The 13,524-nt window shown below is 63.7% G+C and carries 14 protein-coding genes and 1 pseudogene; 9 read left to right on the top strand and 6 right to left on the bottom strand.

Features of this window, described 5'->3' with window-relative positions:
* From THIMADRAFT_RS25165 to THIMADRAFT_RS23835, 3 genes and pseudogenes are all read left to right on the top strand, one after another.
* Positions 1 to 526: pseudogene (locus THIMADRAFT_RS25165) on the top strand (IS1634 family transposase); the annotation flags it as partial.
* Between the two features lie 80 nt (positions 527 to 606).
* Positions 607 to 1,131 carry a spondin domain-containing protein gene (locus THIMADRAFT_RS25160; protein ID WP_007195706.1) on the top strand — a complete coding sequence of 175 codons (525 nt, stop codon included), beginning with the start codon at positions 607 to 609 and terminating at the stop codon, positions 1,129 to 1,131.
* Between the two features lie 252 nt (positions 1,132 to 1,383).
* Complete coding sequence (locus THIMADRAFT_RS23835) at positions 1,384 to 2,142, top strand: peroxiredoxin-like family protein (RefSeq protein ID WP_007195705.1); 759 nt, start codon at positions 1,384 to 1,386, stop codon at positions 2,140 to 2,142.
* Positions 2,143 to 2,267: 125 nt separating this feature from the next.
* Here THIMADRAFT_RS23835 and THIMADRAFT_RS23830 read toward each other — a convergent pair whose 3' ends face one another.
* The 3 genes from THIMADRAFT_RS23830 to THIMADRAFT_RS23820 form a co-directional block, all read right to left on the bottom strand.
* On the bottom strand, positions 2,268 to 2,927 hold the full coding sequence (locus THIMADRAFT_RS23830; protein WP_007195704.1) for a flavodoxin family protein: 660 nt from the start codon (positions 2,925 to 2,927) through the stop codon (positions 2,268 to 2,270).
* A gap of 238 nt (positions 2,928 to 3,165) precedes the next feature.
* The gene (locus THIMADRAFT_RS23825) at positions 3,166 to 3,801 is read right to left on the bottom strand and encodes a DUF1109 domain-containing protein (RefSeq protein ID WP_007195703.1); all 636 of its coding nucleotides are present in this window, start codon (positions 3,799 to 3,801) and stop codon (positions 3,166 to 3,168) included.
* A gap of 24 nt (positions 3,802 to 3,825) precedes the next feature.
* Positions 3,826 to 4,392, bottom strand: a complete 567-nt coding sequence (locus THIMADRAFT_RS23820; RefSeq protein ID WP_007195702.1) for a sigma-70 family RNA polymerase sigma factor — start codon at positions 4,390 to 4,392, stop codon at positions 3,826 to 3,828.
* Between the two features lie 250 nt (positions 4,393 to 4,642).
* On the opposite strand from THIMADRAFT_RS23820, the gene THIMADRAFT_RS23815 reads away from it, so the two are divergent.
* The 5 genes from THIMADRAFT_RS23815 (at position 4,643) to THIMADRAFT_RS23795 (ending at position 8,745) form a co-directional block, all read left to right on the top strand.
* The gene (locus THIMADRAFT_RS23815) at positions 4,643 to 4,948 is read left to right on the top strand and encodes a BufA1 family periplasmic bufferin-type metallophore (protein WP_007195701.1); all 306 of its coding nucleotides are present in this window, start codon (positions 4,643 to 4,645) and stop codon (positions 4,946 to 4,948) included.
* Positions 4,949 to 4,998: 50 nt separating this feature from the next.
* Complete coding sequence (gene bufB, locus THIMADRAFT_RS23810; RefSeq protein ID WP_007195700.1) at positions 4,999 to 5,859, top strand: MNIO family bufferin maturase; 861 nt, start codon at positions 4,999 to 5,001, stop codon at positions 5,857 to 5,859.
* Complete coding sequence (locus THIMADRAFT_RS23805; RefSeq protein WP_007195699.1) at positions 5,859 to 6,647, top strand: HvfC/BufC N-terminal domain-containing protein; 789 nt, start codon at positions 5,859 to 5,861, stop codon at positions 6,645 to 6,647. Before bufB ends, THIMADRAFT_RS23805 begins: the two co-directional genes overlap by 1 nt.
* Complete coding sequence (locus THIMADRAFT_RS23800) at positions 6,644 to 7,171, top strand: DoxX family protein (RefSeq protein ID WP_007195698.1); 528 nt, start codon at positions 6,644 to 6,646, stop codon at positions 7,169 to 7,171. Before THIMADRAFT_RS23805 ends, THIMADRAFT_RS23800 begins: the two co-directional genes overlap by 4 nt.
* A gap of 626 nt (positions 7,172 to 7,797) precedes the next feature.
* The gene (locus THIMADRAFT_RS23795; protein ID WP_007195697.1) at positions 7,798 to 8,745 is read left to right on the top strand and encodes an Rpn family recombination-promoting nuclease/putative transposase; all 948 of its coding nucleotides are present in this window, start codon (positions 7,798 to 7,800) and stop codon (positions 8,743 to 8,745) included.
* A 75-nt stretch (positions 8,746 to 8,820) separates the two neighbouring features.
* On the opposite strand, the gene THIMADRAFT_RS28325 is transcribed toward THIMADRAFT_RS23795, so the two are convergent.
* Positions 8,821 to 9,123 (bottom strand): tyrosine-type recombinase/integrase, encoded by a 303-nt coding sequence (locus tag THIMADRAFT_RS28325; RefSeq protein WP_083829384.1) that lies wholly within the window; start codon positions 9,121 to 9,123, stop codon positions 8,821 to 8,823.
* A gap of 162 nt (positions 9,124 to 9,285) precedes the next feature.
* Here THIMADRAFT_RS28325 and THIMADRAFT_RS25155 point away from each other — a divergent pair, with 162 nt between their 5' ends.
* Complete coding sequence (locus tag THIMADRAFT_RS25155; protein ID WP_007195695.1) at positions 9,286 to 12,153, top strand: DUF7948 domain-containing protein; 2,868 nt, start codon at positions 9,286 to 9,288, stop codon at positions 12,151 to 12,153.
* A 920-nt stretch (positions 12,154 to 13,073) separates the two neighbouring features.
* On the opposite strand, the gene THIMADRAFT_RS27280 is transcribed toward THIMADRAFT_RS25155, so the two are convergent.
* Positions 13,074 to 13,226 (bottom strand): hypothetical protein, encoded by a 153-nt coding sequence (locus THIMADRAFT_RS27280; protein WP_007192475.1) that lies wholly within the window; start codon positions 13,224 to 13,226, stop codon positions 13,074 to 13,076.
* A 64-nt stretch (positions 13,227 to 13,290) separates the two neighbouring features.
* A partial coding sequence (locus tag THIMADRAFT_RS27275) for a hypothetical protein (RefSeq protein WP_007195694.1) occupies positions 13,291 to 13,524 on the bottom strand: 234 nt, incomplete at its 5' end.

Genomic DNA, 13,524 nt, shown 5'->3' with positions numbered 1-13,524 from the left:
TGCGCAGCACTACAGCATCACCGTCGAGCCGGATGCCGGCGGGGTCAACGCCCAAGCCATCCGCTGGGAACGCCGACCGGTCGACGGCACCTTGGTCACGCACCCCGGGGTCTATTGCCTGCGCACCAACGAGCTGACCTGGGAGTCGGAGCAGCTGTGGCGCACCTACGTCATGCTCACCGACCTGGAGGCGGTGTTCCGCTCCTTAAAATCGGAGTTGGGTCTGCGTCCGGTTTACCATCAGACGGCGGAACGCGCCGAGGGACACCTGTTCATCACCGTGCTGGCCTATCAGTTCGTCCAGGTCATCCGCCGGCGCCTGCAGGCGCACGGCATCACCGACCGGTGGTCCAGTCTGCGTGCGATCCTCGCCGGCCAATGCCGGGTGACCGCCACCTTCCGCCGTCCCGACGGGCGTGCCCTGCATGTGCGCAAGGCCACCCAACCGGAACCGGCGCAGCTGGCGATCATCCGGGCCCTCGGCAGCGACCCCACCCCGGGAGGTGTGCATAAAATGATTGTTTGATCCCTCATCCCGAAGAATGGCATGTTTGTAGTGCCACTCGCCCACTTCGTTCGGCGTAAGCCAATGAAAGGAAAGGGAGCTTGGGGTGGGGTGTTAAACTTAGGTTTACGCTCGGCGACGCGGCGTCCGACGAACTGGCGTTAGTTGCGGAAGACGGAGTCGGGCAAGATCTTGCGGCCTTGGCGTCGACCCTGCCTGGGGTTGCCGATGCACAGGCGACGTCCGCACCTATCCCGCCGGGGGAAACGGTCGCGTTTCAGATCAGCAGCAATCCCGGATTCGATGTGTTGAGCGTTGTCAGCATGCTGGTGAACACCAACGATGCCTTTCTTGCGATCGACTCCGAACCCCTGCCCAAGACCCGCCGTAGCAGTGTCGTCTACCGAGCCCTGGCATACGATGCCGGCAGCGAAGCCAACAATGAAGACTGCGCCTTTATCCCCGGTCCGGCCTGTCCGGGCGATAGTGGAAACGCGCGCGAGACGGTCAACGCGGAAGGCTATGTCTATGTCCACAACGGCATGCACGACAGCGCTGATCTTAGCGCTGCGGTCTACGATTGGCGCAATCCGGTCGCACTCGTCAAGGTTGAGCGGACCCGCTAATAGTCTTGCTGTGAAGCCTTTCGGGCCAGCGCTTACAGACACTGTCGGTAGCGGCGCGCTTCGTCCGCGGCAACACCGCCCACACCGATGCTCCTGATTAGCGTTTGTCGGATAGTGATCTACGCAAACGGTGCGTTTTTATCGAAATCGATAAAGGCGGTATCGGCATGCCGATACCGCCTTTTCGCAGCCGGCAAAGCAAACTCCCTGCGATGCCCGACCTTCCACAATCCCGACCGGAGCCCTTACGCTATGCCCACACAGACCAGCACACGCCCCCGCACCCGTCTCGCAAGCGCCGCCTGTTTGCTGATGCTGGCGGGAGGCGCGGCAGCGGCCGACGACACGAGCCTGCCCAGCTATCAGCAGGCCCTGGATGCATTCCAGGCCGAGCGCGCCGCCGGCACGGGGCCGAAGGTCAGCCCCGAGGACAGAGCGGTGATGGATCAGGCCGAGGCAGACTTGGCCGTATCCATGCCGAGCCCTGGGCTCGCCGTGGGCGAGCAGGCCCCCGGCTTCAGCCTGACCGATGCCCGCGGCGAGACCGTTACCCTAGCCGGACTGCTCGTAAACGGACCGGTGGTGCTGACATTCTATCGGGGCGCCTGGTGCCCCTACTGCAACTTGCAACTGCGCGGTTTGAGCCAGAGCCTCCCGGCCATCGAGGCCGCGGGCGGTCAGTTGGTGGCAGTCACCCCGCAGACGCCGGACAAATCCTTGGAGCAGGTCACGAGGGACGGCTTCCCGTTCCCGATCCTGAGCGATCTGGACGCTACGGTCATGCGCGCCTACGGACTCTACTTCGAAGTGCCCGCGGCGCTGAGCGACGTCTATCGGCGCAACTTTGACCTGGAGTTGGCGGCTTACAATGGTGCCGAACGCGAGGTGCTGCCGGTTCCGGCCACCTATGTGATCGACCGCGATGGCGTGGTGCGCTTCGCCTTCGCGGATACGGACTACCGTCGGCGGGTAGAGCCGGAGGCGATCGTCGCGGCCCTAAAGGGGTTGTAAATCAGGACGCATCGCCTGTCGTCGCCGTCTCCCGTGAGAGGCGGCATGCTCCCTCGAAAGACGCTCGGATTCTGCTTGCCCCGGTCTCCCACGGGTGCTTGGTTCTCTTATCCGTATCCCTTCCCTCAGTCTGCTTTCAACTTGGCCCCGATCTCGCGACCGAGTGCGCGTGCTTGCTCAAAAATATCCAGCTGATCCTCCAAGACATGAATCCCCACCGATTCCGTCGTTGCGTCGGCACCGTAGAGCATTTTGACTCCGGACGTCTTACAGGTGTCACCGCGACCACACTTCATACAGGGCACATTGCCCGAGATCTTGACGGCGCCGAGAAACTCCATCCCTTCTTCCATCATGTAGAAGCGGATTGCATTGACACCCATGTCGCCGGCAGGGGGAAGCATCGGATGATCGGCTTCGGGTACGCATGTCGTGATCACAGCCGCGCCGGGTTTGCCCGACATCAAGCCCTTACGATGGCGCAGGGGATAGAGCCGCTCAAGGAAGGTGACCGTTCGTGCATCCAACGAGGAATAGGGCGTAAAACCGCCAACCACGAGGGCCGCAGCGTCACGCACCTTCCCTGCCAAGAGATTGCCGTCGTCGTCCAGCACGCAGCGGTTGGTGTTGGCGCAGCCGAGACAGGCGCGACAGGGATCGAGTCTGTAGTCGGAGAGCTTGAGGAACTCCGTATCCGCGACACCGGTCGCCTCCAACACGGCCAAGACCGCGCGATCCGTATTGCTGTTGTTGATCGGGGATCCGGATATGCCTAAGACTTTCATAAGCGCTCGCAGCGGGCTGGCAGGATTCGAAGGGGGACTTAGGTAACGTCATGTCTAATCCCGTGTCAATGTTCCCGAACCGCGTCGGGATCGCCAACCAGGTCCGTGATGCCTCCCGTTGATCCTTGCACGCCACCCGGGCACTCCCCAACCTCGCGTTGCAAGCCGTGCTCTTGCACTCAGCGACGGTTGATCTGGACTCCTCGGTGTAGCGCGACAGTCTTTGACCGTTCGACGACTACCAACGCAGCACCCGGGGTCCGAGGGCGGCACCGAGGGTGCCCGACAGACCGATACCGAGGCTGTACCAAACGGCGACGAAGGCCGGCGACAGCTCGGTGCAGGCGAGGCTGTAGCCGAGTGCGCCCAGAGCGCCGGCCAGCAGCCCAGCCGCCAGGCCGGCGGCCCTCGGTCGTGTGGGCGCCAACCCGCGCAAGGCCCAGAGCGCACCGGCCAGGGCCGGCAGCGACAGGGCGAGCACGTTGACGGGGCAGCGCGACCAGGAGTGGCCAAGGACGAACGCCAGACGCTCTCCCGCCGGGGTAACCAATAAGGCCCCCAGAGCCAGCAGCCCCATGGCCATCAACACCAGCAGCAGGGCGCGCAGCGGCGCACGGGTGCGCGGCACCGGCCGACCCAGCCGCGCGGCGAGCCAAGCCGCCGCCGCCGCCAAGCCACCGGCGTAGGCAAACTTGATCCAGGGCGCCGGGGTCGCGAAGAGCTCAGCCGGGATCGGGCCGAAGATCGCCAACGCGCCTGCCGCGCTCGCGACGACGCCCAGCGCCATCATCGGCAGCAACCGGCGCGCCTCGACCCAGCGCGGGGCCGGACCAGCGCCGGTGGCCAGGAAATCGATCAATTCGTTGGTCTTCATGCTGTCTTCCTCACCCTCTCTTTCTTACCCGGTCCGGCGCACCAGCTCGGCTAGCCGTTTGATGCCTCGGTGAACCTGGACCTTCAGGGCCGAGGCGGAGACGCCGGTTCGTTGTGACGCCTCCGCGATGGACAACCCTTCCAGCTTGATCAGGGCAATCGCGTGTTGCTGTGCCTGCGGCAACTCGGCCAGCAGCGTCGTCAGGTCTCGCTGCGCCGTCGGCTCCTCATGCACCGTGGGCTGATCGCGTTCTGCCAGCTCATCGAAGGGTTCGTGCAAGGCCTCGCGGCGACCGCGGCGGCGCCACAGGTCGATCAGCTTGTGGCGTGCGATGGCCAGCGCCCAGCGGCTGACGGGGACGGCCGCGTCATAGGTGCCGCGTTGCAGGTGGATGGCGAGCAGCGTCTCCTGCACCAAGTCCTCCAGCTCATCGGGCAGCGACTGCATGCGCCGCCTCAAGAAGCCCCGTAGGCGCTCGGCAAGGCAGCTCAGGGCCTCTCGATAGGCGGCTTCGTCTCCGGCCTGCGCCCGGACCCACAGTGGATGCAGCTTGGCCTCGAAATCGTCCATGGGCGGTGTGTGTGTGGTCATCGCATCGCCATCGCTATCGATCCAGTCGTTGCTCGGGCATGAAAGGTTACAGCGCGCCGCAAATCGACCCTGCAAAAAAAATGTATCCCTCGGATGTAACCGAAAGCGGCACCCGGGCGACTGGAACATCGAGGACGCAAGGTCAAGGTCAGCCGGCATAGGCCATTCGATTCGAATGGACTCCGCCACCGTGCTGATCGTCCGGTTCTCACATCAACCTCTCACTGTATGTTCTATCGGAGCAATCATCATGACTCAATCCCGTGCCATCCAGACCACCACCGCCGCCGCAATCGCCCTGGCCTTGGGGGCCGCGTTGACCCTCGGCAACACCGCCGTCGCCGGCGAAGGGGCCGCCAAGGAGAAGTGTTACGGCATCGCGCTCAAGGGCAAGAACGACTGCGCCGCCGGCCCCGGCACCAGTTGTGCCGGTACCTCGAAGGTGGACTATCAGGGCAACGCCTGGAAGTACGTCCCCGCCGGCACCTGCGAGAAGACGGCCTCGCCGACGTCGCCGACCGGCCAGGGCCAGCTCGCCGCCTTCAAGGCCATGTAAAGAAACCCCGGGGCCGGCCCCGGCGCCGGCCCTCGCCACGAGGAACGCCCGTGACGACCATTTCTCCCGCGACGACCGCCGTCGGCATCGGCCTCAAAGCCGAGCATGTGCCGGACGTCATCGAGTACGAACCCGCGTTGGATTTCTTCGAGGTGCACGCCGAGAACTACATGGTGGCCGGCGGGCCCGCACTCCGGCAGCTGACCCGAGTCCGCGACCGTTTTGCGCTGTCGATCCACGGTGTAGGGTTATCCATCGGCGGCGCGGACCCCCTCGATCGAGACCACCTGAATCGCCTGGCCGCTCTGTTGCAGCGCTTCGAGCCGGCCTGGTTCTCGGAGCACCTCGCCTGGTCCAGCCACGGCGGCGCATTCTATAACGACCTGTTGCCGCTGCCCTACAACCCCGCAACCCTGGCGCGCGTTTGCGACCATATCGACGCGGTGCAGGAACGTCTCGGTCGACGCCTGCTGCTGGAGAACCCCGTCACCTATGTCGAGTTCGCCGCGTCGACCATGGACGAGGGCCGCTTCCTGGCCGAGGTGGCGGCGCGGACCGGCTGCGGTCTGCTGCTGGACGTGAACAACGCCTATATCAGCGCCGTGAACCATGGCCGCGACCCTTGGGATCTGATCGCCGCGCTGCCGCCCGCCGCCGTCGGCGAGATCCATCTGGCCGGTTTCGCCGAGGATCGCGACGGCGCCGGCGATCGACTCCTCATCGACACCCACGGCGCGCCGGTCGCCGAAGCGGTCTGGGAGCTCTATCGACGCACGCTGCGGCATCTCGGTCCGCGGCCCACCCTCATCGAGCGCGACCAGGCGATCCCGCCGCTGGCGATCGTGGTCGCGGAGGCGGAGCGTGCCCGCTCGGCATTGCTCGACGCTGCCGCATGGGCGGAGGCCGCGTAATGATCACGCACGACCCGATTCAAGCGGGATTTGCCGACGCCTTGCCGGCCCCGGAGCGCCCCCTGCCGCCGGGGTTGATCACCTGGAACGGCTCAAATCCGTCGGTGCGTTTCGACGTCTACCGCAACAACGTCGTGGTGTCCCTGACCGAGGCACTGGCGGACGGGTTTCCGGTCACCCGCGCGCTGGTGGGCGAGCGCTTCTTCGCGGCCATGGCATGCTGCTTCGTCGCCGAGCACTTACCCGTCTCGCCGATCCTGAGCGACTACGGCGACGCGTTGCCGGACTTTATCGCGGCCTTCCCGCCCGCACGGGGGCTTCCCTACCTGCCGGACCTGGCGCGGTTGGAACGGGCACGCGTGAAGGCCTATCACGCCGCCGATGTCCGCGCGCCGACGGCGCAGGACCTCGCCTGCCATCTCGCCGATCCGCAACGGCTGCCGGCGGCCCGCCTGGCGCTGCATCCATCCTGCACCCTGCTCGTCTCCGAGCATGCCATCGTCTCCCTATGGGCAGCGCATCAGGGCGAAGGCCGCATCGAGGACGTGGACCTTCGCCGAGCGGAGTCGGCGTTGGTGCTGCGCGACGGCGACGAGGTGCTGGTCTTGCCGCTGTCGCCGGCGATCGGCCACTTCTTCGCGGCGCTTGCGGCGGGGGCGCCGCTTGGCGAGGCCGCCGAGATCGCCGCGGCCGCGGGCCCGGATTTTGACCTGACTCGAGCAATCGTCCTTTTGATCCATCACGGCGGCATCGCTGCCTGGCAATCCTTTGGAGAATCGACAACATGAACACGACGCTCACCGGCCAACCCACCCACCGCAGCGCCTCTCGTCTCTCTCCGACCACGCTGATCAGCGCCGGCAACCGGGCCATGGCTCGCATCCCGGAAGACCTGATTGCGCTGCTCGGGCGATTTTCCATCGCCGCGGTATTCTGGAAGTCGGGCCAGACAAAGATCGAGGGCTTCGCCGTCGATCTCGTCGAGGGTAGCGTCCAGCTTGGTTGGCCGCGACTCTCGGACTCCGCGGTGGCGCTGTTTGAACATGAGTATCGTCTGCCCCTGGTCTCCCCGGAGCTGGGCGCCGTGCTCGCTGCCCTCGGCGAGCACGTCCTGCCGGTCTTGCTGCTGCTGGGCCTGGGCACGCGCTTTGCCGCGCTGGGCCTATTGGTCATGACCGCGGTGATCCAGGTCCTGGTCTATCCCGGCGCCTATGCGACCCATGGGGTCTGGGCCGCTGTCCTGCTGTACCTCATGGCGCGCGGGCCAGGGCGCATCTCTCTGGATCAGCTGATCGGTCGTCGGCGAACATGACCGGCTGCGTGTCGGCGCGCCGAGCCGAAGCCGGACCTCGGGGCGGAGCGCACCCCGGCTGAAACAGGTTGTCGCCATTCCCCCGAGTCTCGGCGGCCGCAGGATGCTCCCGCCGGGTATCACGAGGGGTATCGCGACACTCCTGCAACATCACTGAATCCGCTAACGATCTGCCGCAAGGGCTCGACGGGATCAAAATTGGGTGAAGCGATCGAAGCGGGCCCACCAACAAACCCGGCAAGCGACCGGATACCCCAACCATTAGGGTGCAACTCCCCGATGAGTGACGATCGCCGCGCCCATGTCCTCTGCGGCGGCTTCTTCATCCTCGTCACTCACCAACGCATCGAGCAGAGCAACTTCGAGCGCTTATAAGTTCTCACAATGTCCGCTGCGGGTTGTATTGCCGCCATAGATGTTCGCCGCGCCGATGTCTTCATCGGGCCGCGACCGGTACGTCGGTCTCCGGACGGCGGGTGCCCGCTATCAGGATCTACCTGCCCGGCAGCGGTCTGCCCCGAGCGGAGCCTGCCGGCGCGCTTGAGGGATCGACCCAACGCGCTCGCTGTCATGCGGGTCAATATGGGGTATGTTTCCGAAACGAAGGAATTATCCCGCTCTCCCGGATGGCCGAACACGATCCTTCCTACAAGCTGCTGTTCTCGCATCGCGATCTGGTCGCGGACTTGATCCGAGGCTTCGTGCACGAGGACTGGGTCGAGCAATTGGACTTCACGACCCTGCAGCGCGTCAGCGAGATCGGCGTCAGCCACGACCTTCGCGAGCGCGAGGACGACATGATCTGGCGGCTGCGCTGGGGCGAGCGCTGGGTCTACGTCTATTTGCTGCTGGAGTTTCAGTCGAGCGTCGATCGCCTCATGGCGGTGCGGCTGTTGACCTATGTCGGACTGCTGTATCAGGACCTGGCCGCCGCTGGCGAGATCCTCTCTGGAAGCCCGCTGCCTCCCGTGCTGCCGATCGTCCTCTACAATGGTGAGAAATCCTGGTGGGCCAAGACCAGTCTCGACGACTTGATCGAGCCGGACTTACCCGAGCAGCTGCGCCGATGGCAGCCGCAGATCCGCTATCTGCTGCTCGACGAGCAGCGGCTTGCCGATACCGAGCTGGCGGGACAGCGCAATGTCGCCGCGGCCTTGTTCCGGCTCGAGAACAGTCGCCGGCCCGAGGATATCGAGCGGGTCCTGGCGAGTCTGATTGATTGGCTCGCCGCACCCGAGCAGGACAGTCTGCGCCGTGCCTTCGTCGTCTGGCTCAAGCGCGTGCTGCTGCCGGCGCGAGTTCCGGGCGCCGAGCTACCGAACGTCAACAATCTTCAGGAGATGCGCGCCATGTTGGCCGAACGCGTGAAGACCTGGACCGAGGAGTGGAAGCAGCAGGGTATCTCCGAGGGCGAAACCAAGCTACTGCGCCGGCTGTTGGTGCGGCGCTTCGGATCCTTGCCGGCATGGGCCGAGGCACGCCTCGAGCAGGCGGGCGAGGCCGAGCTCGAGATCTGGGCCGATCGCGTCCTGGACGGCACGACCCTGGAAGAGGTCCTCAAGGAGCCGATTTGAGGATCGACTCCGGGAGCAGGGTCTCAAGCCGAACTCCTGGCGCCGCTCAGTCGTGACTGAGCGGCGAGGTGTCCCTCAGCACTCGATGTGCTCGGCAATGTCGAGCGCGTTGTCAACCTCGACTCCGACGTAGCGCACTGTGTTTTCGATTTTGCGATGCCCCGAGAGCAGCTGGACGGCGCGCAAATTCCTTGTCTGACGGTTCATCAACGTCGCCTCGGGCCGACGTTGCGAGTGTGCCCCGTACTCTTGCGGATCAGTGCCCATGAGTTGGATCCATCGATTCACGATGCGAGCGTAGTAGTGACGGGCGTCACGTCGTGCCCACCGATCAACGCGACGGCAACGATCGCCACGACTGGACCTTCCCGGCGCTATACTTCAGAAGTCAGCCGCCAAGTCTTGCGCTTGTTTTAACGCTGTTCGCGCAAACCAGCCTCACGGGCGCTCTATGAATACGAGCTGGGGCCGATGTTGATGGCCTACCTGTGAAATGGATCGGACACCGGTGCGCTTAGGATCAAGCGCCAGGAGCATCAGATGCAGTCGTCCGCCGGATCAACCGGAAGTATCCGTCCCCACTCTTCGTTCGCTTGGCAATCACGGCCTCGCAAGTTGGCAGTGGCGCTTACCGCTGCGCTGCTAGTGGTTGCCGGTTGTGCGGCCGCGATCGCTAAATCGACATCCGAAGCCAACGCTCAGCCGGTTGCGACCACAACCGAGCTCTCCGCAACACAAACACAGCGACAGTTTGTCTCGCCAGTCAAGTCGCGGCCAGCTGATCAAGTAACGCTCAAGGCCAACTATGGCCGGCTGCCCCTGCATTTCGAGGCCAACCAGGGCCAGAGCGCGGAGGAGGTGAAATTCCTGGCGCGCGGCCCCGGCTACGGGCTCTTTCTCACCGAGGGCGAGCTGGTGATGAGCTTGCGGCGCGGGACGCCCGACGGCACTCCCGCGTCTCGCCGAGAAAGCGAGCGCCATTTTCCGCTGCATGCAGCGGCTCGGAAACGGCCCGACTCGGCTTCCGCGAACGAGGCAGCGCAACGAACCGCAGTCGAAACGCAACCGCCCGTGCAGACTCTACTGCGCCTCGGCTTCGAGGGGGCCAATGTCGCCCCACGGATCGCCGGCCTCGAGCCTCTGGGCGGTCACAGTAATTATCTTCTCGGCAACGACCCGGGGAAGTGGCGTACCGCCATCCCGCACTATGGTCGGGTGAAGGTCTCACAGCTTTACCCTGGCATTGATCTGGTGCTCTACGGCAACCCTCAGCACCTGGAATACGATTTCTTGGTTGCCCCCGGGGCCGATCCGGGACAGATCCGCCTGAGCCTGCGCGGTGCCGAGGGCTTGCGCATCAACGATCGGGGAGACTTGGTGCTGACCGTCCCCGGCGGCGAGATAGTGCAAAAGGCACCGAGCATCTACCAGGAGATCGAGGGCGAGCGAAAACCGGTGGCGGGCGGTTACAGGTTGTTGAGCGCCGATTCCGGAAAGTTGGGCGGAGACGTAACGGGCGCAAGCAAGTTGGCATTCGTCCCCGACACGCCGGCACGCATCGGCTTCCACTTGGCGGCCTATGACCCGAACGAGCCGCTGGTGATCGACCCGGTGCTGGCCTATTCCACCTACCTGGGGGGAAGCGACTGGATGGAATATGGCGAAGAGATCGCAGTGGACGATGCCGGCGACGCCTATGTGACAGGGTACACATTTTCGGCAGATTTCCCCGCAGTCAACGCGGTATATCCGCACAGCTCGGGATCTACCGATGTTTTCCTCGTCAAGTTGAACGCTACAGGCGAGACGCTGGTCTTCTCCACTTACATCGGCGGCAACGACTTTGACTTCGGCGCGGACGTCGCCATCGACAGTGCGGGCAACGCCTATCTAACCGGGCATACCAGATCGCCAGACTTCCCAACATTCAATGCCCTCTATCCGAAACTCGCCGGCGAGGACGACGCCTTCGTCTTCAAGCTCAACGCGGCGGGCGACTCGGTCATCTACTCGACTTACCTGGGAGGCGGCAGGTGGGACGAGGGTGCGGCCATCACGGCGGACGATGCGGGAAACGCATACGTAACAGGGAATACTTCCTCATGGGAGTTCCCCACGGTAAACGCTTTCGATCCCAACCTTTCCGGATGGAGAAACGCCTTCGTTACAAAGCTGACAGCCGCGGGTGATGCGTTGGCTTATTCGACCCATCTGGGCGGAAGTGACGGTGACTCCGGTTGGGGCATCGCGGTGGACCTCGCTGGTAGTGCCTATGTAACTGGGATCACTCACTCGGAAGATTTTCCCACGGTCAACGCGCTCTATCCAAGCCTTACAGGAAACTACGACGTCTTCCTCTTCAAGTTCAACCCCGCGGGCAATGCGGGACACTACTCAACTTTCCTCGGTGGAAGTGACTATGACGACGTCTACGGCATTGCGGTGGACGGTGCCGGAAACGCTTATGTCACGGGGTTGACCGAGTCCTCGGACTTTCCCACCGTCAACGCCCTCTATCCAATCCATCTGGGGAAGTACGATGCCTTCCTCTTCAAGCTCAACGCCACGGGCGATTCGATAATCTATTCCACCTACCTAGGCGGCCGCGAAGATGACGCAGGCTACGGAATCGCTCTGGATGGCGCCGGCAATGCCTACGTGGCCGGGGCCACGTTCTCTTCGGACTTCCCCACCGTGGACGCTCCTTATCCAAACCCATTGGGCGATGCAGACGCTTTCGTCTTGATGCTCAACGCCGCCGGCAACGCCCTGGACTATTCCACCTACCTGGGCGGTAGTCGCTTTGATTGCGGTTGTGGCGGAATCGCGGTGGATAGCTCCGGCAACGCGTATATCACAGGGGATACTTACTCGGAAGACTTCCCCACGGTCCACGCCGTCTATCCGACCCCTGCATCTGATCATGACATCTTCATCGTCAAGATCGCGCCGCAGGACGACTTTATCGGCGTTTACGACCCCAGCGCCGGCTGGTGGTACCTCGACGTCAGCGGCGACGGCTTCTGGACAGGCGGTGCCGATGCCATCTTTCGCCTCGGGGGCGGGGAGGGTTCTCTGCCGGTCGCCGGCGACTGGAACGGCGATGGCGTCGACACGATCGGCCTCTACTATCCCCCATGCGGGCTGGTGGTTCCTCGATGTCAACGGCGATGGCTTCTGGACAGAGGGTACCGACACGACTTCGGCTTTGGCGGCGGGGAAGGCTCTCTCCCGGTAACCGGCGATTGGAACGGTGATGACGTCGACGCGATCGGTCTTTACTATCCCAGCGCTGGCAGGTGGTTCCTCGATGTCAACGGTAACGGACACTGGGATGCGGCGGATGACGCCACCTCTTCATTTGGCTTTCAGGGCACCAAACCCATCGGTGGACGCTGGGCTCACTGAACCCGATGAACGGAAGCAAAGGCCGTGTGCGCCTCGTTCCTTGAACTCGGCGGTGTACTCTTGCTTCGGGATCTTCTGCATCATCGTCTCCAGTTTGACAGACAGTCTACGCCACCCTTGGAAGACTAAATTTCGGGGGAACCTCAGGTCGTAAATCCGGATAGCAGTATGGCCTCAAAGCAGACACCGCCGTTTGACTGCTCATGGGCAGCATGGCCCCATCAGCGGTCAGTCGCGGCCTTTCAGTCTTGCGGTCCTGAAGGGTCGTTGTCGGCCAGGTCCGGACGCTCAGCCGGAGCGAGTGATCGGCCGCAACCGCTCCTTTAGCAGACACTAAATCGAACTGGGCTGAAACGGCAACGCGAAGACTGGGCCAGGCCGCTCGCGCAATGCGGGAGCCATCATTGATGGGAGATTGCGTGGTAGGTCCGCTATTTCATCTGACAAGCGTGAACGGCGGCCCGTTGATCTCACCTTTGGTGCAGGCCACATCCGCGAGGCACCAATCCGAATCCTCGCGCTCTCTCGGCGGCGCACCGTCGCCGATCTGCGCCAGGGAGTACATGCTCTGGAGCAGCGCCAGGTGCCCTAGGGCCAGGTCCAGTTGCTTGGAGTTTGAGACGACCTCCCGCTTGTAGACCGCGAGCTCGGGGCGGTAGAAGCGACCATGCCTATCCGGTTGCCTCCCAAGCCAAGCTTCAGGCGGATGATCAAAACTCGCAACATGTTTGGGACCGCGGTGCCGGGCGAGAACTCACATCAGTGCAAGGCGTTGCGAGGCAGGGTGGACACATCATCGTGTTTGGCACGGGTGACGCTACCCAGGATCTACCATCTTGGGAGCTAACCGGATAGGCATGGAAGCGACGGGAGACCGGCAGAACCGCGCGTATCAAGCCGAGCGCCGGAGCCCACTCGACCTACCGCTCGATCTCTTCCCACCATACTTGCATCAGCCGCCTGATCATCGCCTCATCGACCTCGGCGACCCCACGCCAGCGACGGGTCATCGGCAGACTCTGATCTTTCCAGGGCTCCCGGATATCCGTCGTGAATTCCACTTCGAATGTCATCGAATCCTTCGTAACGACTCAATTTGTCCGCCGCTCGCTCCTTCCCAGTGCTGCTCCGAGCAGCTCACTCCAGCTCGGATCGGAGAATGTCGCGCACCCTCGGGTCGTCCCCGTCGAGGTAGTGGGTATGGGCACCGGCGCCGAGCAGCACATCCATCTTGTCGACCTCGTCCGGGATCGCGTTGTCTCCCAACGGCATCGGCCTGTCCGGTTCCGGTTCCCAGAGTGCCCGGCCGACATAGTCCCCGGAGTGATAGAGATTGATCCATTTGGAGACCCCGAAGAGGTCGTCGGGATC

This window comes from Thiocapsa marina 5811, from assembly GCF_000223985.1.
In the GTDB taxonomy this organism is placed as follows: domain Bacteria; phylum Pseudomonadota; class Gammaproteobacteria; order Chromatiales; family Chromatiaceae; genus Thiocapsa; species Thiocapsa marina.
Note: the sequence above shows the minus strand (reverse complement) of the source record. Positions and strands in the feature narration are given on the sequence as shown.

Coding starts and splice junctions, on each gene's coding strand:
- THIMADRAFT_RS23835 (WP_007195705.1), top strand. CDS start 1,384: ATGCCCACACAGACCAGCACACGCCCCCGCACCCGTCTCGCAAGCGCC.
- THIMADRAFT_RS23830 (WP_007195704.1), bottom strand. CDS start 2,927: ATGAAAGTCTTAGGCATATCCGGATCCCCGATCAACAACAGCAATACG.
- THIMADRAFT_RS23825 (WP_007195703.1), bottom strand. CDS start 3,801: ATGAAGACCAACGAATTGATCGATTTCCTGGCCACCGGCGCTGGTCCG.
- THIMADRAFT_RS23820 (WP_007195702.1), bottom strand. CDS start 4,392: ATGACCACACACACACCGCCCATGGACGATTTCGAGGCCAAGCTGCAT.
- THIMADRAFT_RS23815 (WP_007195701.1), top strand. CDS start 4,643: ATGACTCAATCCCGTGCCATCCAGACCACCACCGCCGCCGCAATCGCC.
- THIMADRAFT_RS23805 (WP_007195699.1), top strand. CDS start 5,859: ATGATCACGCACGACCCGATTCAAGCGGGATTTGCCGACGCCTTGCCG.
- THIMADRAFT_RS23800 (WP_007195698.1), top strand. CDS start 6,644: ATGAACACGACGCTCACCGGCCAACCCACCCACCGCAGCGCCTCTCGT.
- THIMADRAFT_RS23795 (WP_007195697.1), top strand. CDS start 7,798: ATGGCCGAACACGATCCTTCCTACAAGCTGCTGTTCTCGCATCGCGAT.
- THIMADRAFT_RS25155 (WP_007195695.1), top strand. CDS start 9,286: ATGCAGTCGTCCGCCGGATCAACCGGAAGTATCCGTCCCCACTCTTCG.
- THIMADRAFT_RS27280 (WP_007192475.1), bottom strand. CDS start 13,226: ATGACATTCGAAGTGGAATTCACGACGGATATCCGGGAGCCCTGGAAA.